The organism is Marinilactibacillus psychrotolerans (assembly GCF_900101525.1).
GTDB classification, from domain to species: Bacteria; Bacillota; Bacilli; order Lactobacillales; family Carnobacteriaceae_A; genus Marinilactibacillus; species Marinilactibacillus psychrotolerans.
Genome location: NZ_FMZD01000001.1, coordinates 23,962 through 46,108, shown reverse-complemented (window position 1 = coordinate 46,108; position 22,147 = coordinate 23,962). Strand labels below are relative to the sequence as shown.

Genomic DNA, 22,147 nt, shown 5'->3' with positions numbered 1-22,147 from the left:
GTTAGAAGAAAGTTCTTCCTCTTTGACAAAAGTCAAAAGGAAGAGCTTTTTTTTATGCTTTTATGGTATGATTATATACGAATGTATGTTTAGTTTTTGAAAGGGGTACATCAATGTCTGAAAATAAATTTCAATTGAATTCAGTTTACCAACCTAGTGGGGATCAGCCTAATGCTATTAAAAACCTTGTAAAAGGAATTGAGGAAGGACAGAAAGAACAAGTCCTTTTAGGTGCTACAGGGACTGGAAAAACTTTTACTATGTCTAATGTTATTCAACAAGTGAATAAACCGACATTAGTGATTGCACATAACAAAACGCTAGCAGGTCAGTTGTATTCTGAATTTAAAGAATTTTTCCCTGAAAATGCTGTTGAATATTTTGTTAGTTATTATGATTACTATCAACCAGAGGCTTATGTTCCTTCGACAGATACCTTTATTGAAAAAGATGCTTCTATTAATGATGAAATTGATAAACTTCGACACTCTGCTACAAGCTCTTTGCTTGAGAGGCGAGATGTGATTGTCGTAGCTTCTGTTTCTTGTATTTATGGACTAGTTAACCCCGAAGACTATAGAGATCATGTGCTTTCTTTAAGAGCGGGGATGGAGATTAGCAGAGATGCAGTATTACGTAGATTAGTAGATATGCAATTTGAGCGAAACGATATTGATTTCCAAAGGGGAAGATTTAGAGCAAGAGGCGATATTGTTGAGATCTTTCTAGCATCAAGAGAAAGCGAAGCGATTCGCGTTGAATTTTTTGGAGATGAAATTGATCGAATTAGAGAAGTAGATGTTTTGACTGGAGAAGTGAAAGCTGATTTATCTCATGTAGCAGTTTTTCCTGCTACTCACTTTGTATCTAATGATGAACAAACAAGGTCAGCAATCGAATCAATTAAAACTGAACTAGATGGTCGGTTAAAAGAACTGAAAGAAGATAATAAATTACTTGAAGAACAAAGATTAGAACAACGGACAAACTATGATATTGAGATGCTTATGGAGATGGGCTACTGTTCAGGAATTGAGAATTATTCTAGACATATGGATGGTAGAAAACCTGGTGAAGCACCATATACGCTCTTGGATTTCTTTCCAAAAGACTCTCTATTTATTGTAGATGAGTCGCACATTACAATGCCTCAGATACGAGGTATGTATAATGGAGACCGTGCAAGAAAACAGCAACTGGTAGAACATGGTTTTAGACTGCCTAGTGCATTGGACAATAGACCTTTAAGATTAGAAGAATTTGAAGAGAGAGTGCCCCAAATCACTTATATCTCTGCAACACCAGCAGATTATGAAATGGAAAGAGCCTCACAAGTTGTGCAACAGATTATTAGACCTACAGGATTATTAGACCCGATTATCGAAGTTCGTCCTATTCAAGGACAGATTGATGATTTGATTGAGGAAGTCAATTTAAGAGTCGAAAGAAATGAACGAGTATTTATTACAACTTTAACCAAAAAAATGTCAGAAGATTTAACCGATTATCTGAAAGAGGTCGGAATAAAAGTTCAATATCTTCATAGTGATATCAAGACGTTGGAAAGAACACAAATTATCCGAGACCTTAGAGTTGGTAAATTTGATGTTTTAATTGGGATCAATTTACTTCGTGAAGGATTAGATGTGCCAGAAGTATCATTGGTTGCCATATTAGACGCCGATAAAGAAGGGTTTTTAAGAAGTACACGTTCTCTTATTCAAACGATGGGTCGTGCAGCACGTAATGAAAATGGGCGAGTGATCATGTATGCAGATAGACAGACAGATTCAATGAATAATGCTATTGAAGAAACTGAACGTAGACGTGAAATTCAAGAGGAATACAATAAAGTACATGGAATTACACCTATGACTATTAAGAAAGAAGTGAGAGATCTTATCCAGATCTCTACGGTGGTAGAAGATGGAGAAGAATTAACAGAAGCTACAGTGAAAAAACTATCTAGAGAAGAGCGAAGACAATTGATTGAAACAATGGAACTTGAAATGAAACAAGCAGCTAAAGAACTTGATTTTGAAAGAGCTGCCCAACTACGAGATGTTGTTATGGAAATTAAAACCAAATTTTCTAAATAAGATAATCTGTATTGACTTTTTGATAACAGAACTGTAAAGTATATTTAAAGTTAATAGATATCCTTTAACAAGTAGTCCAGTGAGGCTAATAAGGAGCAGAAATTTCTTAGAATGAAACTGATGTATAGGACTATATACAGTAGATTCTAGGAATTAAGTAGTGGGAAAGTGTGTTTTATTCCCCTAACCCTAATGAATATTTTAGGAAGCTCTCTTATTCTTACATGGATAAGAGGGCTTTTTTGTATACTTACAGGTCCTTTGATTCAGCTGGATAAATTAACTTTAGAATTAAAGACTAAAAGATTTTGGGGGAATATGTATGAAAAATAATGAGGAAATTGAAGTCATTAATGAAGTTGCAATAAAACGAGCTTTAACACGAATCGCTTATGAAATTATTGAGAAGAACAAAGGAATTCAAGATTTAGTATTAATTGGTATTAGAACAAGAGGGGTTTATCTTGCTCAGAGAATTGCAGAAAGAATTTCGCAACTGGAAGGAGAAAGAGTAGAAGCTACTGAATTAGATATTTCTAACTATAGAGACGACCAAGAAATCCATTTGCATACTTCAGGTTTTACGCCAACAATTGGAAGTGTGGTTGAAGGGAAAAAAGTAGTAATTATAGATGATGTACTTTATACGGGTAGAACGATTAGAGCCGCTTTAGATGCAGTGATAGACAACGGTAGACCTAAAAAAATTTATTTAGCTGTTCTGATCGATCGGGGGCATAGAGAGCTTCCAATTAGAGCTGATTTTGTAGGAAAAAATATACCAACTTCTAAAGAGGAATCAATTCAAGTTTCATTAGAAGAAGTTGACGGAAAAGATGTTGTAACGATCCTGAAACCAACTAAATAAAATGTGAACTTTAAATGCTGTCCAGAGAGACACAGAAGGTCACTAAGGGAATAACTTGTTATTATATGAGTCAGCCTAGTTAGATAGCTACTATTTAATTATGTGATTCACTCATACTAATTACAGTTGTTTTACATAATCCTTAGACCTGATGTCTCTCTGACATGAGGTCTTTTTATATCAATCATAATAGTATAAGGAGGATATTATCTTGAAAAATGTTGCTCAAAACTTAGTTAAACATTTTACTACGCTAAATGATTTAAGTAATGAAGAAATCTATCATTTGATCGAAAATGCATTGCAATACAAACATGGAGAAATTAATAATAATTTTCATGAACATTATGCAATCAATTGCTTTTTTGAAGATAGTACAAGAACTCATAAAAGTTTTGAAATGGCAGAAAGAAAATTAGGTATGCAAGTAATGGATTTTCAACCTTCAACAAGTAGCATCCGAAAAGGTGAAAGTTTATATGACACTATAATGACACTTCAATCCATTGGAGTGGATTTGATTGTGATTAGACATAGCCAAGAAGATTTTTATAAAAAGTTGATTAGCAGTCCGAATTTAACTAGCTCAATCATAAACGGAGGAGATGGAGCAGGTCAGCATCCCAGTCAGTCATTATTAGATTTAATGACTATATATGAAGAATTCGGTACATTTAAGAATCTGAAGGTTGCAGTTGCAGGAGATCTTTCACATTCTAGAGTAGCTAAAAGTAATGTGCAGATTTTAAATAGACTTGGTGCTGAAGTTTTCTATACAGGTCCAAAAGAATGGTTGGATCCATCATTTGGAATATATGGGGAGTATGCAAAAATCGATGAACTCGCAAGAAAAGTAGACGTTATGATGTTACTGAGAGTACAGCATGAAAGACATATTGAAAAAGATAAAATTTTTTCTAAAGAAGAATATCTTGAAAAATATGGATTGACTATCGAAAGAGAGAACACTATGAAAAAAAGTGCCATAATCATGCACCCTGCTCCCGTGAATCGAGGAGTAGAAATAGCTTCCCAACTAGTGGAAAGTAAACGGTCTAGAATTTTTACTCAAATGAAAAATGGTGTTTATGCGAGAATGGCAATAATTGATTCAGTTATAAATTAAATGCAGGAGGACAAAAATGAAACTTTTAATAAAAAATGCACGAATTATAGGAAATCATGATTTTCCCACAGATATTCTGATAGAAGATAGCACAATCAAAAAAATAGGCATGGATTTGAAAGTTTCAGCTGAAAAGATCTTAAATGCAAAAGGGAAATTGGTTACGCCAGGTCTGATCGATGTACATGTTCATTTAAGAGAACCTGGATTTGAATATAAAGAAACGATTTCAACCGGAACTGCAGCAGCTGCAAGAGGTGGATTTACTACCATTTGTGCGATGCCCAATGTCAATCCAGCTCCAGACAGTGTAAAAAAGATGCAGAATATACAAAGATTGATTTCAAAAAGCGCAAAGGTAAAAGTTAAACAGTATGCACCGATTACAGAACAGCTGACAAGTGACCGATTAACTGATCAAAGAGCTTTGGTTAATGCAGGAGCTTTTGCTTTCACTAATGACGGTGTAGGGGTGCAAACAGCAGCGACCATGTATTTAGCTATGAAAGAAGCTGCTAAGAATAAGGTTTCTATTATTGCACATACAGAAGATGACTCTTTACTGTTTGACGGTGGAGTGATGCATGAGGGCAAAAGAAATAAAGAACTTAACTTACCAGGTATGTCTCAATTGACAGAGTCTACCCAAATTGCAAGAGATGTTTTGCTGGCAGAAGCTACTGGTGTACATTATCATATCTGCCACGTTTCTGCTAAAGAAAGTGTGCGCGTAATCAGAGATGCGAAAAAAGCCGGAATTAATGTAACAGCAGAGGTTACACCACATCACCTATTAATGTCAGAAGAAGATATCCTTTCTGATAACAGCTTGTTTAAAATGAATCCTCCTTTAAGAAGCAAGGCAGATCAGGAAGCTTTACTGGAAGGGCTACTAGACGGAACAATCGATATGATTGCCACTGACCACGCACCACATAGTGATGAAGAAAAACAAGGATCAATGATTGGTTCACCTTTTGGAATAATCGGAAGCGAGACAGCTTTCTCTTTACTCTATACTAACCTAGTTAAAACTCGCAGAGTTACTTTAGAACAGTTAGTGGAATGGTTAACGAGCAAACCTGCTGAAATTTTCAATATGTATACTGGTAGGCTCGAAGTTGGAGCACCTGCTGATTTAGCGTGTTTTGATTTGCAAAACAAAAAAATAATTTCAAAAGAAATGTTGCACTCAAAATCTTCTAATACGCCATTTATCGGATGGAAAATTTATGGAGATATCTACTTTACAATAGTAGATGGTCAAGTCATTTATCAGGAGGAAAATTAAGTGCAGAAAAGACTATTGATTTTAGAAGATGGAAATGTGTTTAAAGGATATGGATTTGGGTCGGAAAAAGAAACAATCGGAGAAATCGTATTTAATACTGGTATGACTGGCTATCAAGAGTCAATTACAGACCAGTCATACAACGGTCAAATTTTGACGTTTACCTTTCCACTTATAGGAAATGCCGGGATAAATCGTGATGATTATGAATCAATTTTTCCGACAACTAAAGCTGTTATTGTAAAGGAATACGCTAGAGTTCCTTCTAACTGGCGCAGTCGAATGAATTTAGATGAGTTCTTAAAAGAAAAAAATATACCAGGTTTAACAGGTGTAGACACTAGAAGGCTCACTAAAGTTATTAGAGAACATGGCGCTATGAAAGCTATGCTGACAAATGATACGTATTCGATAGAAGAAAACCTTGAGAGACTCAGAAAAACAATACTTAGAAGGGATCATGTTGCACAAGTTTCGACAACAAGACCTTATGTCAGTCCACAGAATGGTCGTAAAGTAGTGGTGATTGACTTTGGGCTTAAACACAGCATATTACATGAATTGAATAAAAGGGACTGTCATGTGACGGTTCTTCCATATAATACAAAAGTGGAAACAATTCTGAATTTAAATCCGGATGGGGTTATGTTGACAAACGGACCAGGAGATCCCACTGATTTACCTCAAGTGCTAGAAATGATTAAAGATCTACAACGAAAAGTTCCTGTATTCGGTATTTGCTTAGGGCATCAGTTGATTGCGCTGGCGAATGGAGCTAAGACGTATAAAATGAATTTTGGACATAGAGGATTTAATCATCCTGTAAAAGAAATTGCTACTGGTAAAATTGCGTTTACCTCCCAGAATCACGGATATGCAGTAGCAGCCGATTCTATAGATACCGAGCAACTTAGAGTCACTCATATAGAAATCAATGATCATACGGTTGAGGGATTAAGACATCGTCATTATCCGGTTTTCAGTGTACAGTATCATCCAGATGCTGCACCAGGTCCCCATGATGCTGCTGATTTGTTTGACCAATTTACTGAATTAATGGAATCATGGAAAGTAGGGAACGATTATGCCTAAAAGAAAAGATATTAATAAAATCTTAGTAATAGGATCAGGTCCAATTATTATTGGACAAGCAGCAGAATTTGACTATGCGGGAACGCAAGCGTGTTTAGCACTTAAAGAAGAAGGCTATGAAGTTGTGCTAGTCAATTCTAACCCTGCAACGATTATGACGGATAGAGAAGTAGCAGATAAAGTTTATCTGGAACCCTTAACGTTGGAATTCGTTTCTAAAATTTTGAGGAAAGAAAATCCAGATGCCATCTTACCTACTTTAGGAGGTCAAATGGGCTTGAATATGGCGATAGAGTTGGATAACAGCGGTATATTAGAAGAGCTGAACATTGAATTACTAGGAACTAAGTTATCTGCAATCAATAAAGCAGAAGATAGGGATCTATTCAGATCTTTAATGCGCGAACTAAATGAGCCTGTGCCTGATAGTGAAATTGTTCATACTATTAATGAAGCTGTTTCATTCGCAAATGATATAGGGTATCCTCTTATCGTTCGTCCGGCGTTTACCATGGGCGGTACTGGCGGTGGGTTATGCGACAACGAAGCGGAATTAAGAGAAATTGTTGCAAATGGTTTGAAGCTTTCTCCAGTACACCAGTGTCTGATCGAAAGAAGTATCGCGGGTTATAAAGAAATAGAATACGAAGTGATGCGCGACCATAATGACAATGCAATGGTTGTATGTAATATGGAAAATTTTGATCCCGTCGGTATACATACCGGAGATTCAATCGTGTTAGCGCCTAGTCAGACCTTAACGGACAAAGAGTATCAAATGCTCAGAGATGCCTCGTTGAAAATCATTCGCGCCCTTGAGATCGAAGGAGGCTGTAACGTTCAACTTGCTTTAGATCCCCATAGTTTTAACTACTATATTATTGAAGTTAATCCTAGAGTCAGTCGTTCCTCTGCATTAGCGAGCAAAGCAACAGGTTATCCGATTGCGAAATTAGCTGCTAAAATAGCAGTCGGATTAACACTGGATGAAATGAAGAATCCGGTCACAGAAACAACCTATGCGCAGTTTGAACCCACTTTAGACTACGTTGTTGCAAAAATCCCCAGATGGCCGTTTGACAAGTTCGAAACAGGAGACAGAAAACTGACTACGCAAATGAAAGCAACAGGAGAAGTCATGGCTATTGGGCGAACGATTGAAGAGAGTCTTCTGAAAGCTGTGCGTTCACTCGAAATAGGAGTCGATCATATTGAATTGGAAGAATGTAAAGACGTTAGTGATGATGTACTAATTGATAAAATTGTTAAAGCAGAGGATGACAGACTGTTTTATCTAACTGAGGCCATACGAAGGAAATATCCAATTGAAGAACTGGCACAACTAACCAAGATAGATTTATTCTTTTTGGACAAATTATTGCATATAGTAGAAATTGAACAGACACTGCACGCATCACCTTTCGATGAAGACCAGTTACGCTATGCTAAACAATATGGGTTCTCGGATCAGACTATTGCGAAAATTTGGGCAACTGATGGGCAAAAAATTTCGCAGTATAGAGAAGAAAAAGAAATTACTCCTGTTTATAAAACTGTAGATACTTGTGCAGCAGAATTTGATTCCGCAACGCCATATTTTTACAGCACCTATGAAGAAGAACAAGAAAGTATGGTAACGGAAAAAGAATCTATTCTTGTCTTAGGATCAGGACCAATCAGAATTGGACAAGGGGTAGAATTTGATTATGCTACTGTTCATTCAGTTAAAGCAATTCAGCAACTAGGGTATGAAGCGATCATTATGAACAATAATCCTGAAACAGTCTCAACGGATTTCTCTATTTCAGATAAGTTGTATTTTGAACCGTTGGCTGTCGAAGACGTTATGAACGTCATCAAACTTGAAAACCCGCTCGGTGTTATCGTTCAGTTCGGCGGCCAGACGGCAATTAATTTAGCAGAACCTCTTGAAAAACTGGGTGTGAAGATTTTAGGGACGACAGTAGAGGATCTCGACAGAGCAGAAAATAGAAACCTTTTTGAGAAAGCTTTAAAAAAATTGTCAATCCCTCAACCTAAAGGCGATACAGCACGTACAGAGAAGGAAGCGTTAAACATCGCTGAAACAATCGGTTATCCGGTACTGGTAAGACCAAGCTATGTTTTAGGTGGACGAGGTATGCAGATTGTAGACAACGCTAAAGATTTAACAGTTTATATGAACAGTGCAGTTAAACTTTCATCAGATCATCCAGTATTGATTGACCGTTATCTTGTAGGTAAAGAAGTGGAAGTTGATGCAATTTGTGACGGTGAATCTGTCTTAATTCCAGGGATTATGGAACATATTGAACGTTCAGGAGTTCATTCTGGTGATTCGATGGCTGTCTATCCACCTCAAAATTTATCCGACGAATTAATTAATACAATTGTGGATTATACAAAAAAACTAAGTGTAGGCTTAAACTGTATTGGTCTCATGAATATTCAGTTCGTAATTCATGAAGAAGTGGTCTACGTTATTGAAGTCAATCCAAGGGCCAGCAGAACAGTACCTTTCTTAAGTAAAGTAACAAATATCCCGATGGCTCAGGTAGCTACAAAAATTATTCTTGGACAATCATTGAAAATGCAGGGATATGAAAGTGGACTTCACAAGATTCCAGAAACTGTCCATGTCAAAGCACCAGTATTCAGTTTTTCCAAACTTCATAAAGTAGATGCTACGCTCGGTCCAGAAATGAAATCAACTGGAGAAGTTATGGGGAGTGATCGTACGCTAGAAAAAGCTCTTTACAAAGCATTTGAAGCCAGCAATATGCATTTGCCAGATCATGGCAAAGTTCTGCTTACGCTGACAGATGAGGACAAAGCAGAAGGAATTGAACTAGCTAAACGATTCAATGAAATCGGCTATTCACTGATCGCAACATCGGGCACTGCAAAAGCTTTAAAAGAAGAAGATATAAACGTTCAGTCAACACTTGTAAAACATTCACTTAGTGAAGAAAAAAATATACTGGATCTTATACAGATGAATCAAGTTGATTTAGTTATCAATACCATGGGCAAAAATGTTGAAGCTATCAATGACGGTTTCTACATTCGGAAAGCTTCGATTGAAAAAGGGATTCCCTTGATGACATCATTAGACACGGTATCGGCAATTTTGAGTGTTCTAGAATCAAAATCATTTTCAACGATCACATTATAAAATCAAATAAAAACGGAGGAAACGAAATGAAACAATTATCAGTAAAGTTACCTGGTCTAAAAATGAAAAATCCAGTCATGCCAGCAAGCGGAACTTTTGGGTTTGGGGATATGTACCACGATTTATATGATTATAATAAATTGGGTGCGATTGTATTAAAATCGACTACTGAAAGAGCTAGAGTTGGAAATGAAGATCCTAAATTCTTTTCACTAAAAAACGGTGTACTCAATGCTGTTGGACTGAAAAATCCTGGAGTCGACAAAGTTCTTACTGATAAAATATCTAAGTTAACACACTATCAGACACCGATCATAGCAAGTGTTGCTGGAGAAACTGTAGAAGAGTTTGTTACAGTGACTAAGAAGTTGAATCAGTCTGATGTGATTTCAGCTTTGGAAATTAATGTTTCCTGTCCTAACGTCAAGGAAGGTGGTCTTACTTTCGGGACTGATCCTGAAACGGTCAAATTGATTACTGAAAAAGTTAAAAAAATAGCAAAAGTACCAATATATGTCAAACTAACTCCTAACGTTACAGATATTGTTTCAATTGCAAAAGCAGCTGAAGCTGGTGGTGCTGACGGAATCAGTCTTATTAATACGGTATTGAGTATGAATTTTGATGTTAAGACTAGAAAACCAGTTTTAGGAAATGTGACAGGTGGATTATCTGGAGAAAGTATTTTCCCGATAGCTGTACGTATGGTCTATCAAGTTTCTCAAGCGGTAGATTTACCAATCATCGGAATGGGAGGCATTCAGTCAACAGACGACGTTATTCAAATGTTTCTAGCTGGCGCATCGGCAGTCGCTATCGGTACTGCAACATATAAAAATCCGCTTGTCATGAATCAAATTATAGAAGAACTACCAGCTCGATTGGATGAATTGGGAATCGACTCAATTGAAAGTCTTATTGCAGAAGTGAAAGAGGCAAGAAAGAATGGATAAAAAACCGATTATTGCTTTAGATTTTTCTACATTAGAAGAAGTTAGTGCTTTTTTAAATTATTTTCCAAATAAAAAATTAAATTTAAAAGTTGGTATGGAATTATTTTATCAACAGGGACCACAGATTTTATATACATTAAAAAATGATGGACATGATGTATTCTTAGATATTAAATTGCATGATATTCCTACTACAGTTAAAAAAGCTATGGTAGGAATTGCCGGAATGGGTGTAGATATGGTTAATTTACATGCAGCTGGTGGTAGAAAAATGATGGAGTCAGCCAAAGATGGTCTAATTTCAGGTACTCAAAATGGTAGAAAAACACCCACGCTTATTGCTGTTACCCAACTGACTAGTACTACAGAAGAAATGATTAAACAGGAACAAAAAATAAATAGTTCAATTGAGGAAAGTGTATTGGACTATGCTATACTGGCAAGTGAATCTGGAATGGATGGGGTTGTGTGCTCAGCATTAGAAGCAGAAAGAATAAAGAAAAAGTTTAGTGCATCTTTTTTGCTTGTGACTCCGGGCATTAGATTGAATCAAGATGAGAATAATGATCAGAAAAGAATTGCTACACCAAATGAAGCTCGAAAACTAGGAGCTTCTCATATAGTTGTAGGTCGTACCATAACACAATCAAAAGATCCGGTTCATACGTATTTAGAAGTCTTAAAACAATGGAATGGAGAATGAAATGAGTCAATCAATTGAAATTTCTAGAGAATTATTGAATATAGGGGCAGTGTCTGTACAACCTAATGATCCATTCACTTGGACAAGCGGACTGAAAAGCCCCATTTATTGTGATAATCGCATTACAATGAGTTTTCCTGAAGTTAGAAGTAAAGTAATCAAAGCCTTTGTAAAACTTATAAAAGAATATTATCCTCAAGTACAAGTGATTGCTGGTACAGCTACTGCGGGTATCCCCCATGCAGCTTGGATTGCACAAGAAATGAATCTTCCCATGGTATATATTAGAAGTTCGACAAAGCAGCATGGTAAAGGGAAACAAATTGAAGGTATATTTGAACCTGGAGCAAAAATGGTTATTATTGAAGATTTGATATCCACTGGCAGCAGTGTCATCAATGCATTGCAAGAAGCAGAGAAAGAAGGTGCTCATGTATTAGGCGTTGCCGCAATATTCACTTACGAGTTGCCGATTAGTTATTATGCATTTAATGAATTACAAGTAGAGCTTAAGACCATTACGAACTATACGGATCTTATCGAAGTTGCTTTGCAAGCTGGAGTGATAAAAAATGAGGATATAAATCGCTTAAAACAGTGGAAAAATGATCCGAAAAGTTGGCAGTGATACTTGATTTTCATAGCGATATACTGTACTATTGTAAAGTGCTATTAGATAAAGTTTGCATTTATTGTGGACTTCTACTTGATAGACACAGACCATTACTTGGATAGACGTTTCACCAGCGTTGTCTCAGTAATTGGATTCAAAAAATGAGGAAGAGGTGTAGTAAAATGGCAGTAAGTAAAGAAGAAAAAACAAGAATTATGACTGAATATGCTCGTCATGAAGGAGATACAGGTTCTCCAGAAGTTCAAATCGCTGTTCTAACAGCTGATATAAATGAATTGAATGAACATGCACGAGTACACAAAAAAGATTTTCATTCTATGCGTGGACTAATGAAAAAAATTGGACACCGTCGTAACTTGTTAGCATATCTTCGTAATAAAGATATTACTCGTTACCGTGAATTAATCCAACGACTAGGTTTACGTCGTTAATAAAAGGCTATATAAACCGCTTAGTTATTATTTAGATGGAATGCGGGTCTGGTATAAAAGCCTGAATAAATCTAAATAACAAATCTGGATTTATATGCTGGATTTTATGTATAATAAAAAGCGGGATTCTTTTGAATCTCGCTTTCTTTGCTATGACCGTTCGAAGCAAAGCAAAATTACGGGCATAGTAGTAGGCGTAGTAACCGAACTTGGACCGTTCGAATCGAGTTGACGGAGTTGTTTCAACGCAGTAAGGTACAAATCCGTTATGCCTCTGACTAAAGGGAAGCAGGCTTATGGTACTAATTGTACTAGATGAAGCGTAGTAACTGATTAGATACAAAAGTAAATTGGCAGGAAGATTCAATTCTCTACTATGCAAATGTGATTTTTTACATAGCTTAAAAATGACATTTGTTTAGTAGATCGGACTTCCTGTGATAATCACACCTAAAGGAGAAAATGATGTCAGAGAAAAAAATATTTACAACGAAAATTGGCGGTAGAACATTAACGGCTGAAATCGGCCAAATGGCTAAACAGGCCAATGGAGCTGCTTTGCTAAGATATGAAGATACGGTGGTATTAACTGCTGCAGTAGCAAGCAGCCATGCCAGTGATCGTGACTTTTTCCCATTAATGGTTAGTTACGAAGAAAAAATGTACTCAGTAGGGAAAATCCCAGGAGGGTTCATTAAAAGAGAAGGAAGACCTTCAGAAAATGCAACATTAACGGCACGCCTGATTGATAGACCGCTCCGTCCAATGTTTGCTGAAGGATTTCGTAATGAAGTGCAGATCACGAATACAGTGATGTCTGTAGATCCTGATAATTCTCCGGAAATGACAGCAATGCTAGGCTCTTCTTTATCTTTGAGCATTTCAAATATCCCATTTAATGGGCCAATTGCCGGCGTTAATGTAGGTCGAGTAAATGGAGAATTGATTATCAATCCAACAGTAGAGCAAAATCTTGTTTCAGATATTCATCTAACTGTAGCAGGTACAAAACATGCAATCAATATGGTTGAAAGTGGAGCAGAACAAGTATCAGAAGAAGATATGCTTGAAGCTTTACTCTTCGGTCATGAAGCAATTAAAGAATTAGTAGCTTTTCAAGAAAAAATTGTTGAAGAAATTGGACACGATAAAATGGAAATTACGCTTTCAGTTCCTAATCAAGAGTTGAAAGAGGAAATTACAAGTGTATTCAATGATAAAATGAAAGCCGCTATCCAAATTTTCGACAAACAAGAACGCGCAGAAAAAACAGAAGCTGTAAAAGAAGAAGTTATCAACACTTATGCAGAAAAATTTGAAGATCATGAAGATAAAGAAAGCATAATGAAAGATGTCAAAGCAATCGCTTCTGATATGGAAAAAGATGAAGTACGTCGTTTGATTACTCAAGAAAACGTAAGACCTGATGGACGTAAAGTCGATGAGATCCGATCACTTGAGTCAGAAGTTTCAATATTGCCAAGAGTCCATGGTTCAGGTCTGTTTACTCGTGGACAGACACAAGCATTGTCAGTCGCTACATTAGCACCTTTAAATGAATATCAGATTATTGACGGTCTAGGTAGTGAAGATAGAAAACGATTCATTCACCACTATAACTTCCCTCAATTTTCAGTTGGAAGTACTGGTCCTGTAAGAGGTCCAGGTCGTCGCGAAATTGGACACGGGGCATTAGGTGAAAGAGCGTTAGCCCAAGTTATTCCAAGTGAGGAAGATTTCCCGTACACAATTCGTCTGGTAGCAGAAGTACTTGAATCTAATGGTTCTTCATCACAAGCGAGTATCTGTGCTGGAACATTAGCATTGATGGATGCCGGCGTACCGATTAAAGCCCCAGTTGGCGGTATTGCAATGGGATTAGTCATGGAGGGTGATGACTATACAGTTCTTACTGATATTCAAGGTCTAGAAGATCATTTGGGAGATATGGACTTTAAAGTTGCTGGTACAAGAGAAGGTATTACTGCTCTGCAAATGGATATTAAGATCGAAGGAATCACTAAAGAAATTTTAGAAGAAGCCTTAACTTCTGCAAAGAAAGCGCGCTTAGAAATTCTTGATAATCTGGAAGCCGCTATCTCTAATCCTCGCGCAGAATTAAGTGAGTATGCGCCTAAAATCGAATCAATCAGAATTAAGCCTGAACAAATTAAAGTTGTTATTGGTAAGGGTGGCGACACTATCAATGGCATTATTGCTGAAACAGGTGTGAAGATTGATATTGACGAAGAAGGAAATGTTTCAATTTACGGTCAAGATGCTAATGGAATCAAACGTGCAATCGAAATTATTGAAGAATTGACTGAAGAAGTAGAAATTGGGAAAATTTACAATGGAACCGTCAAACGAATTGAAAAATTTGGAGCCTTTGTTGAAATTGTCAAAGGAAAAGACGGATTAGTACATGTATCTGAACTGTCAGATAAATATATCAAAAACGTAGAAGATGTTATTTCTGTCGGGGATATTTTGAAAGTTAAGGTTACAGAGGTTGATAAAATGGGCCGAGTTAACTTATCCAGAAAAGCTGTACTTGAAGCCGATAATTCAGAATCAGATAAAGAAACTAAATAATTAAGAAAGAGTAGCTCAGTCTTTGGGGCTACTCTTTTTTTGCAGATAAATTGACAGGTTATATATATCCATGATTTCCTCGAATCGAATAGTTTGTGGAAAGCAAAGTCGATGTTTCAAATGTATCAAGATAGGTAACAACAAGTGCTCCTACATCATTAATTGTTTCAATTTTGGCTTTTCGTCTTGTAGATTCTAATCCTTTATTTTCTTCAATCCAGTATTCTCCTCCAATCAATGCGGAATGATTCCGACAGATATCTAAAAATGGCTTACTATCATGAGTCATGATCCAATTATCATACAGTCTTTCGAATTCATTTAAAAAGTTTGAAACGAGAGAATTTGGGTCTACTATGCCTGCAACTGATTTCAATGAAGTGGCTTTATTTCTAATATCTATAGGGATATCGTTATCGTCCATGTTGGTGTTAATTCCAATACCAAGAATAATTCCTTCAAGTGTATCTCCTGAATATTCAGTTTCAGTCAATATACCTGCAATCTTTTTGCGTACAACTAGTATGTCATTCGGCCACTTAATCTCAGCATTTGTGTTTTGTAGGGCTAACGTCTTAACTATAGCTGCAGCAGTTAATTGAGTTAATAGTGCATAATTTAACTTAGTTTTTTCGGGTTTCAGTAAGAGACTCATAGAGATTGTACTTCCAGCAGGGGAAGACCAGGCTCTACCTAAACGTCCCTTAGCCTGACTTTGTTTGTGAGCTAGGACAAGTGAACCACTCTCTAAAGTGTTTAAATTATGCTTTAAATAATTATTAGTAGAAGGAATTGTCTGGAATAAGAATAATGGGTCTCCTAATGAGTGAGTATTTAACCCATACTTTATTGCGGGTATAGATAAAACAGGATAAAGCAATCTGATTTCTTGTCGTATTTGAATGACAGGCATTTTTTCGCTTATTAATTCTTTTATAAGTAAAAGTAATGTTTCTAGATCTGAAGAAGTAATGGAGATCAGATTTTGTATTGTTTCACTATGAGGATATATATTGTTTAAATAATCTAATAACATGATTTTTCTTTTGTCTAAATCCATCTGAGCATTCCTTTCTATAAAAAATCAGTTCTATCAATTAGTTAGTATACAGTTCTTAAGAATAAAAGTCGACTTTATACCAGTAGGAAATACCTGATTTCTATGCTATACTAAAATTAGTGTAGATTGAACGGACGTAATATGAATAAATGTCATAATGATAAATGTGAAATGAACTATACGTAAAATCAACTTTTAGAGGTGAGAAATTTGAGTAATATTAAGATTATTCCTTTTGGAGGAGTAAGAGAAAATGGAAAAAATTTATATGTAGTGGAATCTGGGGAAGACCTGTTTGTCCTAGATTGTGGATTAATGTATCCGGAAGATGATTTATATGGAATTGATGCTGTCATTCCAGATTTTAGTTATCTGCTTGAAAATAAAGACCGTATTGCGGGAGTCTTCTTATCTCATGGACATGAAGATGCTATAGGAGCTTTGCCATATTTCTTGAACACATTCAATGTACCAGTGTTCGGATCAGAATTGACGATTGCTTTGGCAAAACTTATAGTCAAAGAAACTAATCTTGGTACTGAATTCGATGATTATCATGTTATTGATGAACATACTGAGATAGATTTTCATGGGAATTTAGTGAAATTTTTTAGAACAACCCATACTATTCCTGATTCAATGGGGATATCTGTTAAAACAGAAGAAGGAAATATTGTTTATACAGGAAACTTTAAATTTGACCAAAGTGCAAACGACAATTACCATACTGACTTTTCTCAAATCTCAGAGATTGGCAAAGAAGGTGTACTTGCTCTATTAAGTGATTCAAACGAAGCAGAAAGTGTATTAGAAAATGTTTCTGAAAAGAAAGTTCAAGAAGAAGTATTGGATATTTTTCAAGATACAAATAGCCGTATTATTGTAGCAGCAGTAGCAAGTAATATCTTAAGAATTCAACAAATCCTAAATGCTGCTCAAGACTCAGGTAGAAAAGTATTTATAACTGGCCGTAACCTTGAAGCGATTATTGAAACAGCTATCAAACTTGATAAATTAAATCTACCCGATGAAAACCTGATTGTTTCTGTAGACAAAATTGATCAATATGATGATGAACAGATTTTAGTTCTCGAAACAGGAGCTTCTGGTGAACCGATCAAAACATTGAATCGTATGGCTACGGGAAGTCACGGGCAAGTAAATATTAAGTCTGGAGATTTAATATTTATTGCTACAAGTCCTTCTATTTCAATGGAAGTAACAGTTGCGGAAACGGAAAATTTAATTTATCGTGCAGGAGCAACTGTTAAACATATTTCTGATAATATGAAAGCATCCGGTCATGCTACACCAAATGATTTACAACTTATGATTAACTTGCTTAAACCAAAATATTTCATTCCGATTCAAGGAGAATATCGTATGTTAGCAGCTCATGCAGATCTTGCTAATGAAACTGGTATATCAAATACAAACATTTTTATTTTAAGTAATGGTGATGTTTTAAACTATGAAAAAGGTAAAATGAACCAAACGGGCCAAGTTTCTGCGGACAATACTTTGATCGATGGAATTGGAATTGGTGATATCGGAAATATTGTTCTTAGAGATCGTAGATTGTTGTCAGAAGATGGTATTTTTGTAGCTGTTGTAACAATTGACAGAAAAAAAAGAACGGTTGTTTCTGGACCACACATTGTGACAAGAGGATTTGTATTTGTTAAAGAGAGCCAAGATCTGATCAACGAATCTAATGATATTGTGAAACAGGTTGTCCGTAAAAACTTAGATCATAATGACTTTGACTGGGGATCTATCAAACAAGATATTCGAGAAGAGTTAGGGAATCATTTATTCAAAAAAACTCGTAGACGTCCAATCATTTTACCTGTTATAATGGAAGTGAACCAAAACCGTCGATTCAATTAAATATTGATTGAGTTGTTATTATTAAACTATATTGTACTAGGGGAGCCAATTCAATTGGCTGAGAGTAGACTATAAGTCTAGACCCTTTGAACCTGTACGTTCATACGTGCGTAGGGAGAGTACCTAAACTCGGTATATAAGTATATATATTATGCTTTTTTGCTGTGATTAACTCAATTTACTCCTCCTCTAGTATATATAGAAACTATAGGAGGAGTTTTTATGCAGAACGAAAAATTAAGAGTTTATTTAGAAGGGACACTATTTGCAGCTATAGCAATGATTTTGTCAATGATTCCAACAGGAATCGGATCATCATATAGTATATCTCTGGGAACAATTCCTTTAACATTCTTTGCTATTAGAAGAGGAATGTTGCCTGGACTATTTTCTGGATTTTTATGGGGAATCTTACATGTGGTAAGTGGAACAGCTTATATATTAAATGTATATCAATTTTTTATTGAATATACCATTGCATTTACCTCTATTGGATTTGCTGGATATTATAGCAAGAAAATTAGTCATAGTATAAAAAGCCATTCTATGCAAACTGCTAGAAAATATCTTATTATAACCACTTTTATCGGCTCATTAGCCCGTTGGTTTTGGCATTTTGTAGCGGGAGTATTTTTCTGGGGAGAATACGCAGTATGGGGACTTGATCCAATTACTTTCTCACTACTTTTCAATGGTGCGAGCATGCTCTCAACAGTTGCAGTTACAATAGTAGTACTAATTTTATTATTTAACCGAGCGCCATCAATGTTTATTCCGAAAACCAAGAATTAAAATTTCAAATCAAAAATAATAAACCAGTCTCTAAACACTAGAGACTGGTTTATTGTTTTTTGAATATTACACATAGTTATTATATTGAGATTATGGAGTATGAAAAGGATGAAAAATATAAGTGGACGAGGAAACCAGCTATAGTGTACACTAGATGTGAAACTCAATAATAATTGATTTTATAACATTTTGAGACGAAAGTAATAAGGAGATAGAGATGGAAATTATTAGAATCATTTTTTTGCTTTTTATTTTTATTAATTCAGGGTTAGCATTATTTACTGTATTTAGAGAAAGAGAACGAGATATTGCAGCTATATGGGCTTGGCTGCTGGTTATTACGATGCTACCAGGGTTTGGATTCATTATCTATTTATTTTTAGGACGAAAAATTTCAAAAGAAAATATTTTCGATATTCGTTCTCAGAAAAGAATCGGAATGAATCAACTTGTTGAAGCTCAAAAGCAATTGATTGAAACAGAAAATCTTGATTTACCGGAAACTAAACATTTGGATACTACACTAGAATTAGTCTCACTTTTCCTAGAGAGTAATGAATCAATTCTGACTAAGGGAAACCAAGTTGATATTATCATAGATGGAAAAGAAAAATTTGATAGACTAATTAAAGACATCCAAAAAGCGAAACATCACATACATGTCACCTACTATATTTTTAAAGCTGATGGGATTGGCACTCGACTGCTAAAGGCTTTAGAAGAACGGGCAGCAAAAGGTGTAGAAGTAAAAGTGCTCTATGATCCGATCGGAGCCAGAGTTGTTGGAGCGCATTTTTTTGACCATTTGAAATCACTAGGCGGACAAGCCGAACCGTTTTTGGGTGCAAAGCAACATATTCTGAATTTTAGACTTAACTACCGTAACCACAGGAAAATAGTCGTTATAGATGGAAAAATTGGGTATACCGGCGGCTTTAATGTTGGGGACGATTATTTAGGACTATATGAAAAGATGGGTTATTGGAGAGACACGCACCTTAGAATAAAAGGGAATGGGGTACTTCCTTTACAGACAAGATTTTTAATGGATTGGAATGCTTCTGTAAAAAATCAAATTGTACGTTATAAAGAAAGCTATTTTCCAGTTTCATCGTTTGTAGGAACAACTGATCTTCAAATTGTTTCTAGTGGACCGGATAATGAAGTCCATGCGATAAAAAAAGGGCTTCTGAAAATGATTAGCATGGCAAAACACTCCGTTTATATTCAGACTCCATACTTCATTCCTGATGAAGCAGTTATGGAAACATTAAAAATTGCAAGTTTATCTGGCATTGATGTCAAGCTGATGATCCCTAACAAACCAGATCATCCATTTATATATCGTGCAACTTTAAGTTATGTAGAGGAAATGGTGAACAATGGGGTTGAGGTTTATATTTATGACGCTGGCTTTCTTCATGCTAAAACAATTGTAATCGATGGAGAAATATTATCAGTTGGTACGGCAAATTTTGATATTAGAAGTTTTAAGTTGAATTTTGAAGTGAATACATTTATGTACGATCGAATACTAGCAAAACAACAGGTTGAAATTTTTAAGAAGGATATAGAGGTTTCTTATCAACTCACAGAAGATATCATAAAAAACTATTCAAAGTGGGAATTATTTAAACAACAGTTTAGTCGGTTATTCTCTCCTATATTATAAGATCAAAAAAACACCAATCCTGCAGAGAGATAAGCAGCATTGGTGTTTTTGAATTATTTAGAGTTAGGATTTAAGCGAATATGTCTAATTTGTTCACTGTTGATTAAATGAATTGTTTTATTATCCAGACTAGTTAAAATAAGCTGGCTAGAATAAGGAGAAAATGTGGCGATTCCTGTACATTCTGAAACAGTTGTTTGATTAAAAGTTGGATTCAACTGAATAGTAATTGAGTTTTTTTTACGGACTGCTTGTTTGATAAAGTGTCTCAATTGCATTACAGGCATTTGCTTTTGAAGAGAAAAAGGACTGCCTTTGATGTAATTCGAATAATTTTCTTTGAAATAAGACATAATTGTACTTTTTTCAATTGCCAATTTTTCCATACTTTCATCTCCCCGAACATTTGTTTAAACTTATTATACCGAACAAACATTCAGAATGTCAACACTAATTAAAAATTAAATAAATACTGTATCAATTTGGGTATTAATTAATCCCAAATAAATACGATAAGATAAAAAGACAACCAAGTTATTCTTTTTTTTCTTTACTAATTTTCATATTCAATTTTAATCTGATAATAAACCCTCATAATGCTAAGACTACTCCTGCATTTGTTAATTGCTCTATTTTTATTTTAAATATTTAAGTATGAAATAAAGGATCAATCTCTTCCTATTTTAATATTGTATCAGTATAATGATGATAGAATTCATAGAAAGGAGTTGAGATTATGGAGTATGAGATCATCACAGACTCTTGTTGCGATCTTCCTTTAGAGATAATAGAAGAGTATCAAATAGAAGTGTTTAATTTTATTATTTCTATAGAAAGCGAAGAGCTGGTTGATGATGTGGGAGTATCGTTTGATAAGGTTCATTTCTTTAAAAGGTTAAAAGAAGGAGCAACTGCTTCTACTTCTCAAATTAATGTGCATACTTATATTGAAAAGTTCAAGCAATATGTTGAGAAAAATAAGCCAGTCCTCTATTTGGCCTTTTCTTCTGGATTGAGTGGTTCCTATAATAATGCCCTCCAGGCAGTGGAAATACTGAAAGAAGAATATAAGGAAGTACAAATTACAATTGTGGATACTAAAGCAGCCTCATTGGGTCAAGGATTATTAGTTTATGAAGCTGCTAAGAGAAAGAGAGAGGGAATGTCTTTAAATGAGCTGGTAGAATGGATAGAAGAACATAAAAACTCTGTACATTCTTGGGTTACTGTTGATGATATTAAACATCTTCAACGTGGAGGCCGAATATCAGCTACAGCAGCAACGGTTGGTTCTATATTGAGTATCAAACCAATTATTGTTATGACAAGCGAAGGGAAACTGGTTCCCTACTCAAAAGTCAGAGGAAGAAAAAAATCATTACATTTTTTAGTAGATCAAACGCTAGCAGGAATCATAAAGCCAGAAAATCAAACGATTTTTATTGGGCATGTCGGTGTATTTGAAGATGCAGAATATGTAAAAAAGTTGCTTGAAAGTAAAGAGGTATTTAAACAAATTATTATTACCTCTTATGGTCCTACAATAGCTTCACATACTGGATTTGGCTCTTTGGCACTATTTAGTTTTGGAAATGAGAAGTAACTATCTATTTTAAGTATGCACTTATTTATTCGTACTCAACTTAATTATTGAAACAAATCTTTATAGTAGGAGAATACAGGTGTTGAGTAGCTTTAAATCAGTATTTTTTTGAAAATGATGTTAAGAAAATAAAGTAGATGCTGATATTGTCTGATTATAGATT

Annotated in this window: 17 protein-coding genes and 1 riboswitch; of the genes, 15 read left to right on the top strand and 2 right to left on the bottom strand. The window is 35.3% G+C overall.

Annotated elements, in window-relative coordinates:
• The first annotated feature begins 113 nt into the window (after positions 1-113).
• The 11 genes from uvrB to pnp all read left to right on the top strand — a co-directional run bounded on the left by uvrB (position 114) and on the right by pnp (position 14,967).
• Complete coding sequence (gene uvrB / locus BLT22_RS00205) at positions 114-2,099, top strand: excinuclease ABC subunit UvrB (RefSeq protein WP_087058624.1); 1,986 nt, start codon at positions 114-116, stop codon at positions 2,097-2,099.
• A 322-nt stretch (positions 2,100-2,421) separates the two neighbouring features.
• A complete protein-coding gene (gene pyrR, locus BLT22_RS00200; protein WP_091759343.1) occupies positions 2,422-2,967 on the top strand; it encodes a bifunctional pyr operon transcriptional regulator/uracil phosphoribosyltransferase PyrR in 546 nt (181 codons plus the stop codon).
• A 211-nt stretch (positions 2,968-3,178) separates the two neighbouring features.
• Complete coding sequence (locus BLT22_RS00195) at positions 3,179-4,093, top strand: aspartate carbamoyltransferase catalytic subunit (protein WP_091759340.1); 915 nt, start codon at positions 3,179-3,181, stop codon at positions 4,091-4,093.
• 16 nt (positions 4,094-4,109) lie between these two features.
• Positions 4,110-5,384 (top strand): dihydroorotase, encoded by a 1,275-nt coding sequence (gene pyrC / locus BLT22_RS00190; protein WP_091759337.1) that lies wholly within the window; start codon positions 4,110-4,112, stop codon positions 5,382-5,384.
• Positions 5,385-6,476 (top strand): carbamoyl phosphate synthase small subunit, encoded by a 1,092-nt coding sequence (locus tag BLT22_RS00185; protein ID WP_091759334.1) that lies wholly within the window; start codon positions 5,385-5,387, stop codon positions 6,474-6,476. It begins immediately after the preceding gene.
• The gene (gene carB / locus BLT22_RS00180; protein ID WP_091759331.1) at positions 6,469-9,651 is read left to right on the top strand and encodes a carbamoyl-phosphate synthase large subunit; all 3,183 of its coding nucleotides are present in this window, start codon (positions 6,469-6,471) and stop codon (positions 9,649-9,651) included. The genes BLT22_RS00185 and carB overlap by 8 nt, the downstream gene beginning before the upstream one ends.
• Before the next feature lie 26 nt (positions 9,652-9,677).
• Positions 9,678-10,604 carry a dihydroorotate dehydrogenase gene (locus tag BLT22_RS00175; RefSeq protein ID WP_091759328.1) on the top strand — a complete coding sequence of 309 codons (927 nt, stop codon included), beginning with the start codon at positions 9,678-9,680 and terminating at the stop codon, positions 10,602-10,604.
• Positions 10,597-11,307 (top strand): orotidine-5'-phosphate decarboxylase, encoded by a 711-nt coding sequence (gene pyrF, locus BLT22_RS00170; RefSeq protein WP_091759325.1) that lies wholly within the window; start codon positions 10,597-10,599, stop codon positions 11,305-11,307. Before BLT22_RS00175 ends, pyrF begins: the two co-directional genes overlap by 8 nt.
• 1 nt (position 11,308) lies before the next feature.
• Entirely contained in the window at positions 11,309-11,935 is a 627-nt protein-coding gene (pyrE, locus tag BLT22_RS00165; protein ID WP_091759322.1) for an orotate phosphoribosyltransferase, read from the top strand.
• A 167-nt stretch (positions 11,936-12,102) separates the two neighbouring features.
• Positions 12,103-12,372, top strand: coding sequence for a 30S ribosomal protein S15 (gene rpsO, locus BLT22_RS00160; RefSeq protein ID WP_091759319.1), 270 nt, complete (start codon positions 12,103-12,105; stop codon positions 12,370-12,372).
• A 465-nt stretch (positions 12,373-12,837) separates the two neighbouring features.
• Positions 12,838-14,967, top strand: coding sequence for a polyribonucleotide nucleotidyltransferase (pnp, locus tag BLT22_RS00155; protein WP_091759316.1), 2,130 nt, complete (start codon positions 12,838-12,840; stop codon positions 14,965-14,967).
• A gap of 58 nt (positions 14,968-15,025) precedes the next feature.
• Here pnp and BLT22_RS00150 read toward each other — a convergent pair whose 3' ends face one another.
• Positions 15,026-16,027: a biotin--[acetyl-CoA-carboxylase] ligase gene (locus tag BLT22_RS00150; RefSeq protein ID WP_091759314.1), complete on the bottom strand. Its 1,002-nt coding sequence runs from the start codon at positions 16,025-16,027 to the stop codon at positions 15,026-15,028.
• Between the two features lie 210 nt (positions 16,028-16,237).
• Between BLT22_RS00150 and BLT22_RS00145 the strand changes: the two genes are divergently transcribed.
• From BLT22_RS00145 to cls, 3 genes are all read left to right on the top strand, one after another.
• Positions 16,238-17,917 (top strand): ribonuclease J, encoded by a 1,680-nt coding sequence (locus BLT22_RS00145; RefSeq protein ID WP_087058597.1) that lies wholly within the window; start codon positions 16,238-16,240, stop codon positions 17,915-17,917.
• A gap of 28 nt (positions 17,918-17,945) precedes the next feature.
• Positions 17,946-18,052: riboswitch (TPP riboswitch) on the top strand.
• An 87-nt stretch (positions 18,053-18,139) separates the two neighbouring features.
• Complete coding sequence (gene thiT, locus BLT22_RS00140) at positions 18,140-18,709, top strand: energy-coupled thiamine transporter ThiT (RefSeq protein ID WP_091759311.1); 570 nt, start codon at positions 18,140-18,142, stop codon at positions 18,707-18,709.
• A 217-nt stretch (positions 18,710-18,926) separates the two neighbouring features.
• The gene (gene cls / locus BLT22_RS00135) at positions 18,927-20,381 is read left to right on the top strand and encodes a cardiolipin synthase (RefSeq protein ID WP_091759308.1); all 1,455 of its coding nucleotides are present in this window, start codon (positions 18,927-18,929) and stop codon (positions 20,379-20,381) included.
• A gap of 53 nt (positions 20,382-20,434) precedes the next feature.
• On the opposite strand, the gene BLT22_RS00130 is transcribed toward cls, so the two are convergent.
• On the bottom strand, positions 20,435-20,767 hold the full coding sequence (locus BLT22_RS00130) for a hypothetical protein (RefSeq protein WP_091759305.1): 333 nt from the start codon (positions 20,765-20,767) through the stop codon (positions 20,435-20,437).
• Between the two features lie 350 nt (positions 20,768-21,117).
• On the opposite strand from BLT22_RS00130, the gene BLT22_RS00125 reads away from it, so the two are divergent.
• Positions 21,118-21,984 (top strand): DegV family protein, encoded by an 867-nt coding sequence (locus tag BLT22_RS00125; RefSeq protein ID WP_091759302.1) that lies wholly within the window; start codon positions 21,118-21,120, stop codon positions 21,982-21,984.
• Positions 21,985-22,147 lie beyond the last annotated feature (163 nt).